The organism is Cellulosimicrobium sp. PMB13, assembly GCF_051294865.1.
Classification (GTDB): domain Bacteria; phylum Actinomycetota; class Actinomycetes; order Actinomycetales; family Cellulomonadaceae; genus Cellulosimicrobium.
Genome location: NZ_CP145910.1, coordinates 398,490 through 414,386, shown reverse-complemented (window position 1 = coordinate 414,386; position 15,897 = coordinate 398,490). Strand labels below are relative to the sequence as shown.

The 15,897-nt window shown below is 75.3% G+C and carries 14 protein-coding genes; 8 read left to right on the top strand and 6 right to left on the bottom strand.

All coding sequences use genetic code 11. The features are described from left to right. The first annotated feature begins 1 nt into the window (after position 1). Together V5D56_RS02090 and V5D56_RS02085 are read left to right on the top strand one after the other, a co-directional pair. Entirely contained in the window at positions 2–1,204 is a 1,203-nt protein-coding gene (locus V5D56_RS02090; RefSeq protein WP_435737409.1) for a glycoside hydrolase family 53 protein, read from the top strand. Between the two features lie 21 nt (positions 1,205–1,225). Then, positions 1,226–2,269 carry a LacI family DNA-binding transcriptional regulator gene (locus V5D56_RS02085; RefSeq protein ID WP_435737408.1) on the top strand — a complete coding sequence of 348 codons (1,044 nt, stop codon included), beginning with the start codon at positions 1,226–1,228 and terminating at the stop codon, positions 2,267–2,269. Between the two features lie 33 nt (positions 2,270–2,302). On the opposite strand, the gene V5D56_RS02080 is transcribed toward V5D56_RS02085, so the two are convergent. Together V5D56_RS02080 and V5D56_RS02075 are read right to left on the bottom strand one after the other, a co-directional pair. Continuing rightward, positions 2,303–4,588, bottom strand: coding sequence for a hypothetical protein (locus V5D56_RS02080; protein WP_435737407.1), 2,286 nt, complete (start codon positions 4,586–4,588; stop codon positions 2,303–2,305). A 1-nt stretch (position 4,589) separates the two neighbouring features. Then, positions 4,590–4,973 carry a hypothetical protein gene (locus tag V5D56_RS02075; RefSeq protein WP_435737406.1) on the bottom strand — a complete coding sequence of 128 codons (384 nt, stop codon included), beginning with the start codon at positions 4,971–4,973 and terminating at the stop codon, positions 4,590–4,592. A gap of 193 nt (positions 4,974–5,166) precedes the next feature. Between V5D56_RS02075 and V5D56_RS02070 the strand changes: the two genes are divergently transcribed. Next, positions 5,167–6,162 (top strand): ribokinase, encoded by a 996-nt coding sequence (locus tag V5D56_RS02070; protein WP_435737405.1) that lies wholly within the window; start codon positions 5,167–5,169, stop codon positions 6,160–6,162. 219 nt (positions 6,163–6,381) lie between these two features. Here the strand turns inward: V5D56_RS02070 and V5D56_RS02065 are convergent, their stop codons facing one another. Then, the gene (locus V5D56_RS02065) at positions 6,382–7,989 is read right to left on the bottom strand and encodes an asparaginase (protein WP_435737404.1); all 1,608 of its coding nucleotides are present in this window, start codon (positions 7,987–7,989) and stop codon (positions 6,382–6,384) included. A 198-nt stretch (positions 7,990–8,187) separates the two neighbouring features. On the opposite strand from V5D56_RS02065, the gene V5D56_RS02060 reads away from it, so the two are divergent. From V5D56_RS02060 to V5D56_RS02045, 4 genes are all read left to right on the top strand, one after another. Continuing rightward, the gene (locus V5D56_RS02060) at positions 8,188–9,147 is read left to right on the top strand and encodes a WXG100 family type VII secretion target (protein WP_435737403.1); all 960 of its coding nucleotides are present in this window, start codon (positions 8,188–8,190) and stop codon (positions 9,145–9,147) included. 51 nt (positions 9,148–9,198) lie between these two features. Then, entirely contained in the window at positions 9,199–9,831 is a 633-nt protein-coding gene (locus V5D56_RS02055; RefSeq protein WP_435737402.1) for a hypothetical protein, read from the top strand. Then, a complete protein-coding gene (locus tag V5D56_RS02050; RefSeq protein ID WP_435737401.1) occupies positions 9,828–10,091 on the top strand; it encodes a hypothetical protein in 264 nt (87 codons plus the stop codon). The genes V5D56_RS02055 and V5D56_RS02050 overlap by 4 nt, the downstream gene beginning before the upstream one ends. Positions 10,092–10,250: 159 nt before the next feature. Further along, the gene (locus V5D56_RS02045; protein ID WP_435737400.1) at positions 10,251–11,624 is read left to right on the top strand and encodes a pyridoxal phosphate-dependent decarboxylase family protein; all 1,374 of its coding nucleotides are present in this window, start codon (positions 10,251–10,253) and stop codon (positions 11,622–11,624) included. A 111-nt stretch (positions 11,625–11,735) separates the two neighbouring features. On the opposite strand, the gene V5D56_RS02040 is transcribed toward V5D56_RS02045, so the two are convergent. The 3 genes from V5D56_RS02040 to V5D56_RS02030 all read right to left on the bottom strand — a co-directional run bounded on the left by V5D56_RS02040 (position 11,736) and on the right by V5D56_RS02030 (position 14,895). Next, positions 11,736–12,947, bottom strand: a complete 1,212-nt coding sequence (locus V5D56_RS02040) for a ScyD/ScyE family protein (RefSeq protein ID WP_435737399.1) — start codon at positions 12,945–12,947, stop codon at positions 11,736–11,738. Positions 12,948–13,247: 300 nt separating this feature from the next. Then, positions 13,248–14,366, bottom strand: coding sequence for an endonuclease/exonuclease/phosphatase family protein (locus tag V5D56_RS02035; RefSeq protein WP_435738937.1), 1,119 nt, complete (start codon positions 14,364–14,366; stop codon positions 13,248–13,250). 343 nt (positions 14,367–14,709) lie between these two features. After that, positions 14,710–14,895 (bottom strand): hypothetical protein, encoded by a 186-nt coding sequence (locus V5D56_RS02030; protein ID WP_435737398.1) that lies wholly within the window; start codon positions 14,893–14,895, stop codon positions 14,710–14,712. A gap of 150 nt (positions 14,896–15,045) precedes the next feature. Here V5D56_RS02030 and V5D56_RS02025 point away from each other — a divergent pair, with 150 nt between their 5' ends. After that, entirely contained in the window at positions 15,046–15,891 is an 846-nt protein-coding gene (locus V5D56_RS02025; protein ID WP_435737397.1) for a VOC family protein, read from the top strand. The last annotated feature ends 6 nt before the right edge of the window (positions 15,892–15,897 follow it).

Below are 15,897 nucleotides of genomic sequence, written 5' to 3'. Positions count from 1 at the left end.
GATGACCCACCCCACCCCCCGCACCCGTCCGACCGTCCACGGCGCGGACGTCTCCATGACCGAGGAGGTCGAGACGCTCGGCGGCGTCTACCGGGACGACGACGGGCGCGAGCGCGACCTGTTCGAGCTGCTCGCGGAGTCTGGTGTCGACACGGTCCGGCTCCGCACGTGGGTCGACCCGTACGACGACGCGGGCGCACCGTACCGCGGCGGAACCAACGACCTGCCCACCACCGCCCGCCTCGCGCGACGCGCGCACGAGCACGGCCTGGACGTGCTGCTCGACCTGCACTACTCCGACTTCTGGACCGACCCGAAGAAGCAGGCGGTGCCCAAGGCCTGGCGCGGGCTCGACCTCGCGGCGCTCGAGACCCGCGTCGCCGACCACACCACCCAGGTCCTGGGGGCGCTCGCCCAGGTCGGCGTCGATCCCACCCTGGTCCAGGTGGGCAACGAGATCACCAACGGCATGCTGTGGCCCGTCGGCCGGACCCCGCGCTTCGACGACGTGCACCGCAGGTTCGAGCGCACCACGCCCGTCACCGACGCCGCTGCGTACGACCGGCTCGCCGCGCTCCTGCGCGCCGGGTCGGCGGCGGTGCGGTCCACGAGCGACGCGGAGGTCGTCCTCCACCTCGACTTCGGCGGCGCCAACGAGCTCTACCGGGGGTGGCTCGACGAGATCACGGCACGCGCCGTCGACTTCGACGTCGTCGGCCTCTCCTACTACCCGTTCTGGCACGGGACGCTCGACGAGCTCGAGGCGAACGTCGACGACGTGGCGACCCGCTACGGCAAGGACGTGCTCGTCGTCGAGACGGCGTACGGGCACACGGTCGACGCGCCGGCCGGCCACCACCCCATCTTCGGACCGGAGCTCGCCGCGAAGGGTGGATATCCCGCCTCACCCGCGGGGCAGACGGCGTTCCTGGCCGACCTGCACGCCGTGCTGACCGGCGTCCCGGACGGACGTGGTCGCGGCGTCGTCTACTGGGAGCCCGCCTGGCTGCCCGTCGACGGGACCACCTGGGCCTCCCCGGCCGGCATGGCCTACGGCGACGACGTCGCACCGGGCGGCAACCCCTGGGCGAACCTGGCCCTCTTCGGCTTCGACGGCCGCGTGCTGCCGTCGATGCGGGCGCTCGGCGAGACCGGTCCGTCCGTCTCCGCGGTGGCGACGCCGTCGGCGTCCGAGGCGGGCTGAGTGTCCCTAGACTCACGTCGTGTGGACGGAACAGCGGACGCACCGGCGAGACCCGGTGGGGCGGGGACCCGGCGGCGACCCACGATCCGCGACGTCGCGGCGGCAGCCGGCGTCTCGCGCGGCACCGTCTCGCGCGTCATCAACGGTGGTCACTGGGTGTCGCCCGACGCGCTCGCCGCGGTGCAGGAGGCCATCCGCACGACGGGGTACCAGGCGAACCAGCACGCACGCTCGCTCGTGACGGGGCGGGCGAACTCGATCGCCTTCCTCCTGACCGAGCCTCAGCACCTGCTGTTCGAGGACCCGAACTTCTCGGTGCTCCTGCGGGGCGCGGCGGAGGCGCTCGCGAGGCGAGAGATGCCCCTGCTGCTCATGGTCGCGGGAACGCCCGAGGAGCGGCGGCGCATCTCGACGTACGTGGCGGCGGGGCACGTCGACGGCGTCCTGCTCATCAGCTCGCACCAGGGCAACCCGATGCTCGCAGAGCTCCTCAAGCACGGGGTGCCGACGGTCGCGTGCGGCGTCCCGCTCGGCTACGAGGACCGGGTGGGCTTCGTCGCGGCCGACGACCGGGCCGGCGCGCGGACGATGACGCAGCACCTGCTCGACGGTGGCCGCTCGCGTGTCGCGACGATCACCGGGCCGCTCGACACCCCCGGTGGCACGCTGCGCCTCGAGGGATACCGCGACGCGCTCGGGGACCGGTTCGACGAGACGCTCGTCGCGCACGGCGACTACTCGCGCGAGCGGGGGCGTCGCGCGATGCTCGAGCTGCTCGAACGCCGACCCGACGTCGACGCGGTCTTCGTCGCGTCCGACCTCATGGCGGCGGGGGCGCTGGTCGCTCTCCAGTCGGCAGGCCGGCGCGTCCCGCAGGACGTCGCCGTCGGCGGTTTCGACGACTCCGGCGTCGCGGCAGCCCTGCACCCGTCGCTCACGACGATGCGCCAGCCGTTCGAGCGCATCAGCGCCGAGATGGTGCGGCTCCTGCTCGAGGTCGTCGACGGCCAGGACCCGGCGGCCGTCACGCTCCCGACGTCGCTCGTCGTACGGTCCTCGACCTGATCTCGCTCGTCGTACGGTCCTCCACCTGACCGGTCAGCCGACGCCGGACGCGCGGGAGAGAGACCAGGTGCCGGGCGTGCCCGCGTCGGGCGGCGGCACCGCGAGCGACGTCCCGCGGTACGGAGCGAGGTCCGCCGCCTGCTGGAAGGGGGCGCCGAAGCCGCTGCGGTCCTCGCCGTCCTCGGTCCGGACGAACGCCGACACCCGGACCGCGGCGTCCTGCGGCGGCACCCCGTCCGCGACGAGCGCGGCGACGACCAGGTCGTGACCGCGCGAGCGCAGGACCCAGCTCTCGGCCGTGCCCTCCGCTCTCGCGCGGTCGACCGCCGTCGTGACGCCGGAGTCGAGGTCGACCAGGTAGCCGTCGACCACCGCGAGCGCGGGCGTCGTCAGCACGGCCGGTCCGGGGGCGACGTCGCCCACCACGCCCATGAGGAACCCGATGTGGGTCTCGTAGCGCTCGGTCGCCTCGACGGCGGAGGCGACGTCCGCACGGTGCATGCTTCCCACGATCACTCCGACGTCGGACATCGCCTTGTCGTGCGCGTCGAGCGCGCGCAGGACGCCGGTGCGCAGCTCCGGGTCCGTCGGGTCCGGTCGCGACGGCGTCGGGCCGAGCGCGTCGACGACGGTCGTGTCGTGGTGCGCGAGCATCGTCGCGTCCCAGAACCGCACGCCGTCGGGCGATGCCATCGTCGCGGACAACGTCCGGGACAGGGCCTCCGGTTCGAGGAGGGGGAGCACGCGGCCGCCGCTCGCGTCCGCGCCCGGCGGCCCCCTGTGCACGCCGACCGCGTCGAACGGCTCCTGCGCGGCGAAGCCCCTGTCGAACGCCTCGACGTAGGGCGCGTAGGCGGCCGCGAGATCCGTCTGGGCGGTGGGTGACAGGGTCGTGCCGGCGAGCCCGTCCGGCGCGTCCCAGGTCACCCGCGACAGCAGCAGCGCCGCACTCTCCCGGTCCGTCGGGACGGGGCTCGCCGCGCCGTGCTCGACGGCGGCCCGCACGACCGCCGCGACGCCCTCGCCCTCGTCGGGCCAGCCACCGAGGGGGACGGCACCGACCCAGAGCGCGGACCGCGCCGCGACGAGGGCCTGGTCCCCGTCACCGGCGAGGAAGCGCAGCGACTCCTCGGGCGACTCGGCGAGCCCGCTCAGCGCGGCACTCATGACGAACCGGGAGTCGCGCTCGAACGGGAGGGTGGCGAGAGGGCCGAGGGACGCGGCGTCGGCCCGCCGCTGCGCGTCGAGGCGTTCCAGCGCGCCGCGGTGCACGCGGGATGCGCCGTGCACCGCGCCGAGCAGAGCCGTGGCCGTCGCCGACCACCCGACGGGGATCGTGACCGTCCCCAGGTCGTCGACGACCGCGGCGCCCAGCGCCTCCTGCTCGTCGGGACCGAGCGAGGCCGCCCACGGGCCGAACGAGCCGGTGATCGCGAGCGTGATCGTGCCGTGGGGCGTCCCCGGGTCGAGGACCGACCCGTCGGGCGTCAGGTGGTCACCCTCCAGCAGCACGTAGAGGTCTTTGGGCGGAGTCGCGGCGTAGAAGGCGGACCAGAACGCGTCGTCCGTCCCTCCTGCCTCGACGAGGCGGACGACCTCCTCGACCGCCGCCGCCTCGGCGGCGTCGTCGAGCCCGCGCCCGACGAGGCGGTCGACGAGAGCGGCGGCCGCCAGACCCGAGATCGTCGAGGTCACGCTCGCCGCCGCCCGGCCGTCCGGCCACGTGGTGCGGAACGCCGACGCCTCCCCGCCCGTGGCGACCCACGCGCTCACGGCGCGCACGTCGGCGAGCGGGCCGAGTAGTGCCGCTGCGCGCCGCGACTCGGCCTGCTTCGCGTCGCGGGCGGCGCGCCAGTCGTCCTCGGCCCGCCGCACCTCGTCGCGTGCCTCGGCCACGCGCCGGGACGCGTCGCCCAGCGAGTGCCCGTGGGCCATCCCGAGGGTCTCGAGGAACGGCGTCCGGTGCAACGCATCGAGCTCGGCCTCCCGCCGCGAGATGCCGTCCAGCGCCGACCCGCGCCGCGCGATCGCGGCGGCCGCCTCGAGCTGCCGGGCGAGGAGCAGGTCGGCCTGGTCGTGCAGGACGCGAGCCGCGGCGTCGAGCACCGCACGATGGGTGGACGCGCGACCGGTGAGGTCGTCCAGGCGTCCGAGGGCGAGCGCCACGGCCGCGCCGCGCTGGGGTGCGACGGCCGCCCGCACGCGCGCCAGCTCGTCGCCCGCGACGCCCAGCGCATCCCGGGCCCGGGCCAGCGCTGCCGCGGTCGCGTGCAGCGCGGCGCTGTCCCCAGTCAGCGGCAGGTGCTCGACGTCGGTCACGTCACGCCACCGGGGCCTGCGCGGGCGGGACGGCCGCGCGCACGGGACCCACCGCTCCCACGGTCTGTACCGCTCCCAGGGTCTGTACCGCTCCCGGCGGGACGAGGATCTCGGCGAGGCGTCGCGCCGTCCCGGCCTCGGCGCCGTCGAGGAGCGCTGCGGTCTCGCGGAGCGCCGCGGCGAGCTGGTCGAGCTCCGTGAGCAGGAGCCGCCGCGCCGGACCCCACGCGGTGAGCAGCCCGGCGACCGCGCCCGCCAGCGCGGGGTCACCCGCCACGGTCGCGTCCGCCGCACCGTCCGCGACCTCCGGACCGCCGACCGCGAGGAGGGCACCGGCCGCCCCCGCCGTCAGCGCCGCCGCGAGCGCCAGCGTCTCGGTGTCCACCGCGAGATGCCCCACCACCGGCCCCCTCCCGCCGTCGGTCGCGAGGGCCGACGTCCCTCGACCCGGTGCGACGCTAGCAACCGCGCACCCGCCGACCGGCGTTGTCCACAGGCCCTGATCGGCGCGTGGACGAGGCCTGATCGCTACGCTGCGGAGCATCAGGGGCGGCTCGGGACCAGGGAGGCGATCGACCGTGAGCACGTCGGGGGAGCGGGGACGCGTCGTCGTCGTGGGCTCCGCGAACGTCGACCTCGTCGTGGACGTGCCGCGGCACCCGGGTGCGGGGGAGACCGTGCTCGGCGGCGACCTGCGCCGGTCGCCGGGCGGGAAGGGCGCGAACCAGGCCGTCGCGGCCGCGCGCGCCGGGGGCGCGGACACGACGTTCGTCGGAGCGGTCGGTCGGGACGACGGCGCGGACCTCCTCCTGGCGTCCCTCGACGCGGCGGGCGTGCGGACCGACCTCGTCGCGCGCGTCGACGCGGCGACGGGCACCGCGCTCATCACCGTCTCGCCCGACGGCGAGAACACGATCGTCGTCGCCCCGGGCGCGAACGCGCACGTCCGCCTGGACGCCGAGGACCTCGCGCGGGTCGCCGCGGCGGACGCCGTGCTGGCCCAGCTCGAGGTGCCGCTCGACGTCGTGCGCGACGCGGCGCGCGCACGACGTCCGGGCGTGCCGATGGTCCTCAACGCCGCCCCGTCCCGGGACCTGCCCGACGACGTGTGGGACGCCGTCGACGTCCTGGTCGTCAACGAGCACGAGGCAGCCGACCTGGCAGGGACCGGCCGCCCCGGCGACGGGGGCGGCGCCCCGGGCGGTGCAGGAGGTGCCCGCGGCTCGCACGACGCCGGACGTGCCGAGGCGCTCGCGGTCTCGCTGCTCGCGCGCGTCCCCGCCGTGGTCGTGACGCTCGGCGGCGACGGGTGCCTCGTCGCCCGGCGCGGACAGGGCGCGCTCGCCGGGCCGGAGGTCGTCGTCGTCCCCGCGTTCCCGGCCGACGTCGTCGACACGACCGGTGCGGGCGACACGTTCTGCGGCGTCCTCGCGGCCGGTCTCGCGCGCGGGGCGGACCTGCCGACGGCCGCGCGGCTCGCGGCGGCGGCCGGCGCGCTCGCGGTCACGCGCCGGGGCGCGCAGGACGCCGTCCCGGACGAGCACGACGTCGTCGCGCTGGCCGCACGCCGCTGACCGCCGAGCACACCCCGACCGCCGAGCACACCCCGACCGCCGAGCACACCCCGACCGCCGAGCACACCCTGACCGCCGAGCACACCCCCGACCGCCGAGCACGGGGTTGGCCACCGGAATCCTCGGGAAACGGTGGCCGACCCCGTGGTCGGCGGTCGCCGAGCACGTGCTCGGCCGGTCAGGCGTCAGCCGGACACCGGCGCGACGTCAGCCGGGCGCTCAGCAGCTCGTCGCCGGGTAGGCCGCGACCTTCACCGTCTGGATGCCCTTCCCGTCGACGTTCTTGTACGCGGTGAGCTTCGCCTCGCCCGCCGCGAGCTCCGCGACCTTCGCCGGGAGGGTGTGCTGCACGGTCTGCCCCGCAGGGATCTTGGTGAACTTGTACCCGCCTGCCGGGCTCTCGACGCGCAGGTCGACAGGCACGGAGTCGGAGTTGGTGATCTCGATCGTCAGCTCGGCCTTCTGGGCCTTGCACGACGGCGTCGCGGTCCCGGAGAACAGCACCGCGGTGCTGCCCGGGGTGGCGCCCACGACGTCGGCCGTCGCCGACTGGTCGAACGACGCGTTGCCGAACGTCGCGAACCAGCCCTGCGCCGTCGCGAAGTCCTCGGTGAACGCGCGCGACAGGAGGAGCAGGAGCCGGGCCTTGACCGCGGTGAGGTCGCCGCCCGCGAGGAGGCCGTTGCCCGACCCGTAGGAGGACCCGGAGCCCGTGCGCGTCGTCGAGACGAACCACACGCCCTTGTCCCGGATCGCCGCGGTGCGGGCCTGGCTCATCGCGGACGAGATGCCGCCCGCGCCGGTGCCTGCCGTCACGATGCCCTTGACGCCCGCGTTCGCGAACGCCGTGACGGCCTCGCCGCCGGCCTGCTGGTACGACATGAGGATCTCGGTGCGGGGCAGGTTCTCGGGCGCGACCTCCGTCAGGTCGAACGGCGTGAACCAGTCCTCGGTGTCGCACGTCATGACGCGGGCCGGGGCGCGGCCGAGCGTGATGTCGTCCCCGTCGATCCAGCCGAGCACGCCGTACTCGCGGGTCTGGAACGTGTCGGTGCGGTACGAGTTCGACTTGGTGACCTCGCGGGCCGCCTGGATCTCGTCGTTGAGCATGAGCACGGTGCCGAAGCAGTAGGTCTGCTGGGACGCCGCGACCTTGATCGCGTTGTACAGGTTGGCCGGCGCGTCGGTGCCGAACACGAGGCTGTCGTCGGGGCCGTCGCCCGAGCCCCACGGGCGCATCGAGCCGGACGTCACCACGGGCTTGCGCGACTGCACGGTGAGGTCGAGCCAGTACGCGAACTCCTCCTGCGTGTCGGTCCCGGTCGTCACGACGACGGCGTCCGCCGTCTCGAGCTGCTTCTCCACCTCGAGCGTCAGGGCGTGGAACTGCGCCATCGAGTACCCGGACGAGCCGGCGTTGCCGAACTGCACGGCGGTGACGTCGGCGACGGCGTCGAGCTCGGGCCGGAGCGTGTCCAGCATGTCCTCCATGAGGTACGTGCCGGCGCGGTAGCTCGTGAACGTGTCGCGGCCGGAGGCCTTGCCGGCCATCGTGCCGCCGGTCGCCACGACGACGACCTTCGGCTTGCCGGTGGCGGCGTTCGCCGTCGCGGTGCTGTACCGGGTGGAGGCGATGCCCAGCGGGTTGCTCGCGGCGCCCGCGGCGAGGACGGCGGGCTGCGCGCCCTCTGCCCGGGCCGCGGCCGCCGTGGCGCGCGAGTCGGCGACGGAGTACGCGACGGTCGCGACGAGCGCGGCCAGCGCGAGCGCGACGGCGACGACGAGCGCGACGACGCGCCCGGAGAGGGTCAGGGTGAGCGTTCTCAAGGGATGGCCTTCCGTCGGGGGCCCCTGCGCGCCCGACGCTAGGCACCGATTGTTGCCTGGGGGTTGCTCCGGTGTAAGAAGCAGGAGCGCGACGGCTGGGGGAGAAGTGCCCATCGCCCGTCGCGTCCCGGGCCCGTAGGCTCACGCCCGGCGAGCGGTCGCCCACCACGAGGTGGCGGCACGGTGGAGGGAGAGCGCGTGGGGCAGGGGATGTGGGGCGCGGACGTCGGGGCGCTGCGGCAGCTCGCGGGCGACATGTCGTCGGCGGCCGACAGGATCCGGTCCATCGGGTCGTCGACGGCGACCGCCGTCCACGCGAACTGCTGGAACGGTCCCGACCAGCAGCGGTTCGTGGGCGACTGGGACTCTTCGCTGCACCCCCAGCTCGTCGCGATCGCCCAGACGCTCTCCGTGAGCGCCGAGTCCGTCCGGCGCAACGCCGACGAGCAGGAGAGCGCGTCCGCCGGCGGGACGGGGACCGGTCCTGGTGCGGGACCCGGGACGGGGCCTGGCGGCTGGCCGGGCGGGGGGCCCGGGACGGGTCCTGGCAACGGGCCGGGGACAGGACCGGATTCCGGCCCCGGCAGCGGTGACGACTCCTGGCTCGGCGTCCTGCCCGGGTGGGTCGGCGACGTCGCCAACATCGCCGGCATGGTGAGCGACTTCGTCGGGTCCGGGCTCGAGGGAGCGGAGCTCCTCAAGCTGCTCAAGCTCCCGGGCGCGGTCTCCGGGGCGTTCACCGGCCTCGGTGTCGGGTTCGGGCTGCTCGGTGCGTTCGAGGGCGGCTTCGAGATGGGACAGGGCATCGTCGACGGCAACGGCTGGGCGATCGGTGACGGGGCGATCACCGCGACCATCGGCGGCGCGGGGGCCATCGCCGCCGTCGCGCTCGCGTCCAACCCCGTAGGCTGGGCGATCGGTGCGGGGATCGCCGTCGTCGGCGCCGGCTGGTGGGGCTTGCAGCAGCTCACACCGGAGGGGATGGAGACCACGGAGTGGCTCGCCTCGATGGGTGAGAGCGCGGTCGCCTCCGTGTCGACCGCCGTCGGGGACGCCGTGGACGCAGGCCGCGAGGTCGTGGACGACGTGGTCGACGGCGCCGCCGAGTTCGTCGACGACGTCACCGCGCCCCTGCGGGACCTCTTCTCGTTCGGGTAGCCCCGGACCTCCTGAGCCCTCCTCATCCATCGACCGAATCCGGAGCTGCCCGTGGCAACGCCCAGCACCTTTCCCCTGACCACCTTCGAGCTCGTCGCGCTGCTCTCCCTGTCGCCCGGGCCCGCGGCGGAGCAGTCGGCCGCGAGCCTGCGCGTCGCCGGGCCGGGAACCGACGCGACCGCGCAGCGCGCGGGTCTCGCGTCGCTCCTCGTCCGCGAGCTCGCGGAGGTGCGGGACGGGCTCATCACGGCGCGCGGGAACGCCGGCGGGGTCGCGGCCGTGCTCACCACCGCCACGCGGTGGGTCGAGGTCGGCGTCGCGCGGTCCGAGTCGGGCGACGGCGCGGTGCTGGTCGAGGCCCCGGGCGGGGCCCTGCTCATCACGCCGCGCGGCCTCGACCTGTGGGACGTGCTCCCCGTCGAGCCCGGCACGGACCTCGTCCGCGCGGGCGTCGACCTCGCCCGGCGTGGTGTCGACGTGACGCCGGCCGAGGCGGCCGTGGCGGTCACGGTCAAGGTCACGACCGCGAGCGGCAGCACCGTCGCGAGCGCCCACCGCGCGCCCGACGGCGCGTGGCAGCTCGCGCTCGAGCCCGCGGACGCGGAGGGTCGCCTCACCGTGCAGGACGACGCCCCCGCCGACGAGGACGAGGCGATGGCGCGGCTCTCCGAGGCGCTGCGATGAGCCACGGTGCGGGCGAGGACCAGGTCGACCGCACCGGGCTCGTCCGCCCGTTCGCGGCGTTCGTCCTCGTCATCACGGTCACGTGCCTGGTGGTCGCGCTCGTCGTCGCGCTGTTCGGGGGCGGCTCGGGCGGGGACCAGACCGCGCGATGGGTCGGCGTCGGCATCCTCACCGCCGGCGGGCTGTTCGGCATCTGGCTGCAGGTCCTGATCCGGCGCTCCGAGCTGTGGAAGCAGGCGAAGGCGCGGCGTCGGTCCTGACGCCGCAGGAGTCGGCGCCCGTCGGGCGGGACGAGGCGGGCGGAGCACGCCCGGCCTGTGGAGCGACGGGAATCACCCGGGCCCGCGGTTGACCCCGGTCCGTGCGCGGACGAGCCTGGAGGCGGCGTCGGCGCGCGACCGACGCGGTCAGGAGCGGTCATGGACGACCGGACCGAGGCGCTGCGCCGCGCCGTCGAGCACGCGGGCGCGTGGCTCGACTCGCTCGCCACCCGACCCGTCCCGCCGCGCGCCACCGTGGAGGAGGTCGTGGCCGCGCTGGGCACGGACCTCCCCGAGAGCCCGACGCCGCCCGCCGACGTCGTCGACCTCCTCGCCTCCGCGTGCGACCCGGGCCTCACGGCGATGCCGTCGGGCCGCTTCTACGGCATGGTCATCGGGGGCAGCCACCCGGCGGCGCTCGCCGCGGACTGGCTCACGAGCGCGTGGGACCAGAACTCCGCGCTGCGCACGGTCACGCCCGCGCACACCGCGGTCGAGGACGTCACGAGCGCGTGGCTGCTCGACCTCCTCGGGCTCCCGCCCGCGAGCGCGGTCGGTTTCGTCACCGGCGCGACCACGGCGAACTTCACGGCGCTCGCGGCGGCGCGCGGCGAGGTCCTGCGCCGTGCGGCGTGGGACGTGCGCCGCGACGGGCTCGCCGGGGCTCCGCGCGTGCGCGTGCTCGTCGGCGCGGAGCGGCACGAGTCGGTCGACCTCGCGCTGTCCTACCTCGGCCTCGGCACGCCGGAGGTCGTGCCCGCGGACGACCAGGGCCGGATCCGGACCGACGCGCTGGCCGCGGCGCTCGACGCGGGCCCGCACCTCGAGGGGCCGCCGCCGATCGTCGTGCTCCAGGCCGGGAACGTGCACTCCGGCGCGTTCGACCCCTTCACGGACGCGATCGACGTCGCGCACCGGCACGGCGCGTGGGTGCACGTCGACGGCGCGTTCGGGCTGTTCGCGGCCGCCTCGCCGACGTACCGGCACCTCGTCGCGGGCTACGAGAGCGCCGACTCGTGGGCGACCGACGCGCACAAGACGCTCAACGTGCCGTACGACTGCGGTCTCGCGATCGTCGCCGACCCCGCGCCGCTGCGCGCGGCGATGGGCATGCACGGCGACTACCTCATCCAGAGCGACGCGGGCGACCCGCTCGACAAGGTCCCCGAGCTGTCGCGCCGGGGCCGCGCGTTCCCGGTGTGGGCCGTGCTGCGGGCGCTCGGGCGCGAGGGGGTCGCCGACCTCGTCGACGGGTTCTGCCGCCACGCGGCCGCGTTCGCCGACGGGCTGCGCGCGCTGGACGGCGTCGCGGTGCTGCACGACGTCGCCTTCACGCAGGTGTGCGCGACCTTCGGCGACGACGAGCGCACGCAGGACGTCGTGCGCCGCGTGCTCGAGGACGGCACGGCCTGGATGTCCGGCTCGCGCTGGCACGACCGCGCCGTGCTGCGCATCTCGGTGAGCAGCTGGGCCACGACCGACGACGACGTCCGCACGAGCCTGGATGCCCTGCGCCGCGCCGCGTCGGTCTGACGGCTCCTCGGGCTGAAGCGACGGTCGCGGCCGGCGCAACCATCGCGCCGAGCACGACATGGCGGTCGTTCTCGGTGTGAGAACGACCGCCATGTCGTGCTCGGTGGTGGGTCAGCGGTCGAACCACCCGCCGAGGCCGTGGCGGTCGCCCCGCCAGTCGTCACGCCAGGAGCCCCAGCCGCCATGACCCCCGTGACCCTTCGTCCTGCCGAGGGTCACGGTGGTGACGCGGCCGTCGGGCGGCACGCCCTCGCCCGGGAGCACGTTGGTCGTCGCGACGAGCCCCTTGCCGGTCCACTCCACGGCACCCGGGAGCGGGACCTCGACGAGCGTGCGCAGGCCGCCGCGCTCGACGACGGAGATCTTGCCGCCGAACATCTCGGCGACGTAGACCGTGCCGGTCGGGGTGACGGCGAGGTCCGTCGCGCCGACGAAGCCGGTCGCGACCTGCCGTACCGTCCCGCGCCACGGGTCCATCCGGTAGACGACCCCGCGGCCACCGAGCGTCGGGTCCTCCGGGCCGCCGGGAAGCACGGACACGTAGAGCTGGCCCCACGGGCCGATCTCGACGTCGGTGGGCACGGACTCGAACCAGTAGGTCTCGCCGACCGTGCACGCCGGCCAGCCGACCTCGGCCGCCAGCGCCTCGGTGATGACGTAGGGCTGGGCGGGCAGCACGCCCACGGTCCGCACCCCGCGCCGGTCCACCGCGAAGATCGCGTTGGCGCCCGCGTCGGCGACGTAGGTCGTGCCGAGGAACGACGTCGTCGCGTAGGGGTGCGCGTCGACGACCCCGGTGTACACGGCCGGGACCGGCTCGGGCGGCACCTGCGCGACGCACGCCGGGTCGGTCTCGAGGAGCCCGTACGAGGTCCCGCCGTCGGGGTTGTTCGCCGTCTCGAACGCGTGGATGTCGGCGAGGACCGTCGGGGCCCCGGTCGGGCGGCCCGAGCGGTCCGTCCGCAGCGTCTTCACCGTGGCGGCCTGCGACGTCGGGTTCTCTCCGTAGAAGGTCTCGGTGAAGACGACCCGGCGGTCGGCGTACGACACGCCCCCGACCTCGTACCCCGGCTCGGCGGTGTGGATGTCGGTGGCGGTCCCGTCGCGCGCGACGGACGTGAGCGCTCCGGCGAAGTCCTGCGAGACGTAGGTGGTGCCGTGCGGGCCGACGGCGAGGCTCAGCGGTCCGAGCAGGCCGCCGGTGACGTCCGTGACGGTCGGTGGGCGGGGTTCGGGCTTGCCGCCGCCGTGCGCGACGGCGGGGGTGGCGGCCAGCAGCAGCGTCGTCGCCGCTGCGGCCAGGACGGTGGGAACGCGTCTCATGGGTGTGCTCCAAGGTCCGGCAGTGCCCGACTCCGCAAAGGGGACGGCCCGCGGTGGCGGGCGCGCGAGGTCCGGGCGTGTTCAGGGATGTCGTCGGGCCGGACGACGGAGGCGCGCGTCGCGGGGGCGACCGTGCCGGGGGCCGGCGGAGCCGGCCGCAGTGGCGGTGAGAGGAGGCTGTGCCTCAGCAGTGAGGACGAGCCCTCACGAGTGTGCACCCCCCGGCCGGGCCCGCGCCAGGGCCCGGACCCGGCCGGAGGGGTGAGATCCCGGGTGAAGATCCCGGGCGAGATCCGGTGCTCACCGCACCGCGACGTCGACCCACACGAGGCGGTGGTCGCTGCTCGGGAACGGGTAGACGCCCGTGAGCCGCGACAGCGGGTCGGCCTGCACGGGCCAGAACACCCCGGCGTCGCGCACGCGCAGGTCGCGCGACGGCAGCACGTAGTCGGCGCGCAGGTTGCCCGGCGCGGTGTCGGCGAAGTCCGCGGTGTCGTACGCCGGGTCGCCCTCGTGGGTCGCGTTCGCGCCACCCTGCAGCGCGGCCGCCTCCGGGCCGCCCGCCGACGTGGGCAGCGGGTCCGTGATGCGCCGGTGGTCGAGGAGCTGGTCGATCGCCGCGTCCACGGAGTCGCCGTCGAGCGGGTCGGCGTTCTGGTCGCCGAGGATCACGAACGACTCGTTCGGTCGCAGCCCGCCGCGACGGCCCTCGTCGTCGTAGACGTAGCGGGACGCCTTCCCGGGCGTGACGTAGTCCGCCCAGAAGCGGATCTCGTCGTGGTTGCGTCGCCCGTTGCGGTCCTCGGGGCCGTCGAACGTCGGCGGGGTCGGGTGCGAGGCGAGGACGTGGACCGTGCGCTTGCCGACCCGGACCGGGACGTCCCAGTGCGACTTGCTCGACAGCCGCACGACCTCGAGCTCCTCGGGAGTGAACCAGTCCGCGGGCGCGGGCGTCGCCGGGTCGTCGGGGAGGAGCGCGCCAGGCATGTCCTTCCAGAGGAACTCCTGGAACGTGCGGACGTCGCGCGTGTCGATCGGGTACCGCGACAGCACCGCCATGCCGTACTGCCCCTCGAACACGCCGAACCCGAGCGCGTCGTCCCCGCCGCCGACCGTCCCGTCGTTGTTCAGGTCGAACCCGCTCGGCACACCCGTGTTCGACGGCGCGACGTACGCGTACCGGTACTCGATCGGCTGCGCGCCGCCCTGCGGAACCTCGAGGTAGTTCTCACGGAACAGGTCGACGGCGCGGTCGTCGGGCACGTAGTCGAACTCGTTGAGGAGCACGACGTCCGGGCGCGTGCGCTGGAGCACCTCGGCGATCGTGGCGGCCTGGGCGTCGTCGGGCGTCGACAGGTCGGCCTCGAGCTCGCCCGCCGCGGCGCGGTTGAGGCTCGCGTTGTAGGTCGCGACGCGCAGCGTCTCGCCCGTCCCGTGCCCGCCACCGTGGCCGTCACCCTGTCCGTGCCCGGAGCCGGGGCGACCGTGCCCGTCGCCGTGCCCGTCGCCGTGCGCGACGGCGACGCTCGCCGACGCGCCGACGGCACCCAGAGCAAGGGTCGCGGCGAGCGCCGCGGCGAGCGCGGAGCGGGTGCGGTGAGTGGTGCGGGTGGGGTGAGCGGTGCGGGCGCGGTGCGTGGTGCGCGGCCGCGGGGTTCTCGTGGACACGGGTGGTCTCCCTCGTCGTCGACGGATCGTCCTCGTCACCGTACGAGGTCCGGGTGACGCCGGGAAGACCGGGAGGTGACGCCCGCGCGTCGGGTCAGAGGAGCCGCTTGGCCTTCTGCGCGAGCCCGTCGACGGAGCGCAGACCGCGCGAGAGCGTCGTCGGGCCGCCGTGCTTCGCCTCCGTCCGGTCCGCGACGAGCCGCGCGACCCGCGTCGCGACGGGGATGAGCACGACCGCGATGACGAGCGTGCGCAGCCGGCGTCCGAAGAATGCCCACATGGTCGTGCCTCCAGGGTGTCGAGGTCGTCGGTCCCCGACCGTAGGGCCGGCGCCCGCCGCTCGCGCGCGGGACGGGCCTCTTGCGGAGTCGGGCTCCCGAGGCCGATGGTGGGCAGGAGCCGTGCCGCGGCGGCCAGGACGGGAGTCGACATGACGGACCAGAGACCAGGAGCGGTCCCGCGCACGTACCCGCACGGCGTGCCGTGCTGGGTGGACACGGAGCAGCCCGACGTCGACGAGGCGCTCGCGTTCTACGGCGCGCTGTTCGGCTGGGCCTTCGAGGACCGGCTCCCGCCCGGTGCGGGCGGCCGGTACGTCGTCGCGTCGCTGGGCGGCCTGCCCGTCGCCGCGATCGCGTCGCGTGCACCGGACGAGGGATCGCCGGAGTGGGTCACGTACGTCGCCGTGGACGACGTCGACGCGGCGGCGCGAGGCGTCGAGGACCTGGAGGGCGAGGTCCTCGACGGGCCGGTGACCGTCGGCGACGCGGGCCGGATGGCCGTGGTGCGGGACCGGCAGGGGGCGACGTGCCGGTTCTGGCAGCCCGACGGGCGCCTCGGCGCGCAGCGCGTCAACGAGCCGGGGGCGTGGAACTTCAGCAACCTGCTCACGCCCGACCCCGAGCGCGCGCTGCACTTCTACGGCCCGCTGCTCGGGTGGGAGGTGAGCCTCGATCTCGGCGCCGGGATGGTGCGCGTGCCGGGCTACGGCGACCACCTCGCGCGGACGTCCGACCCCGGGATCCACGAGAGGCAGGCGAAGCTGCCCCCGGGGTTCGCGGACGTCGCCGCCGGGATCGAGCGCGCCGACGGGCCGGCGCGGTTCGTCGTGACGTTCGCCGTCGCGGACCGCGACGCGTCGGTCGCGACGGCGGAGCGTGCGGGGGCGACGGTGCTGACGTCGGTCGAGACGGACTGGTCGCGCGACGCCGTGATCCGTGACCCGCAGGGCGCGGAGCTCACGCTCTCGCAGTTCGCCCCGAAGCGGCCCGTCTGACGGACC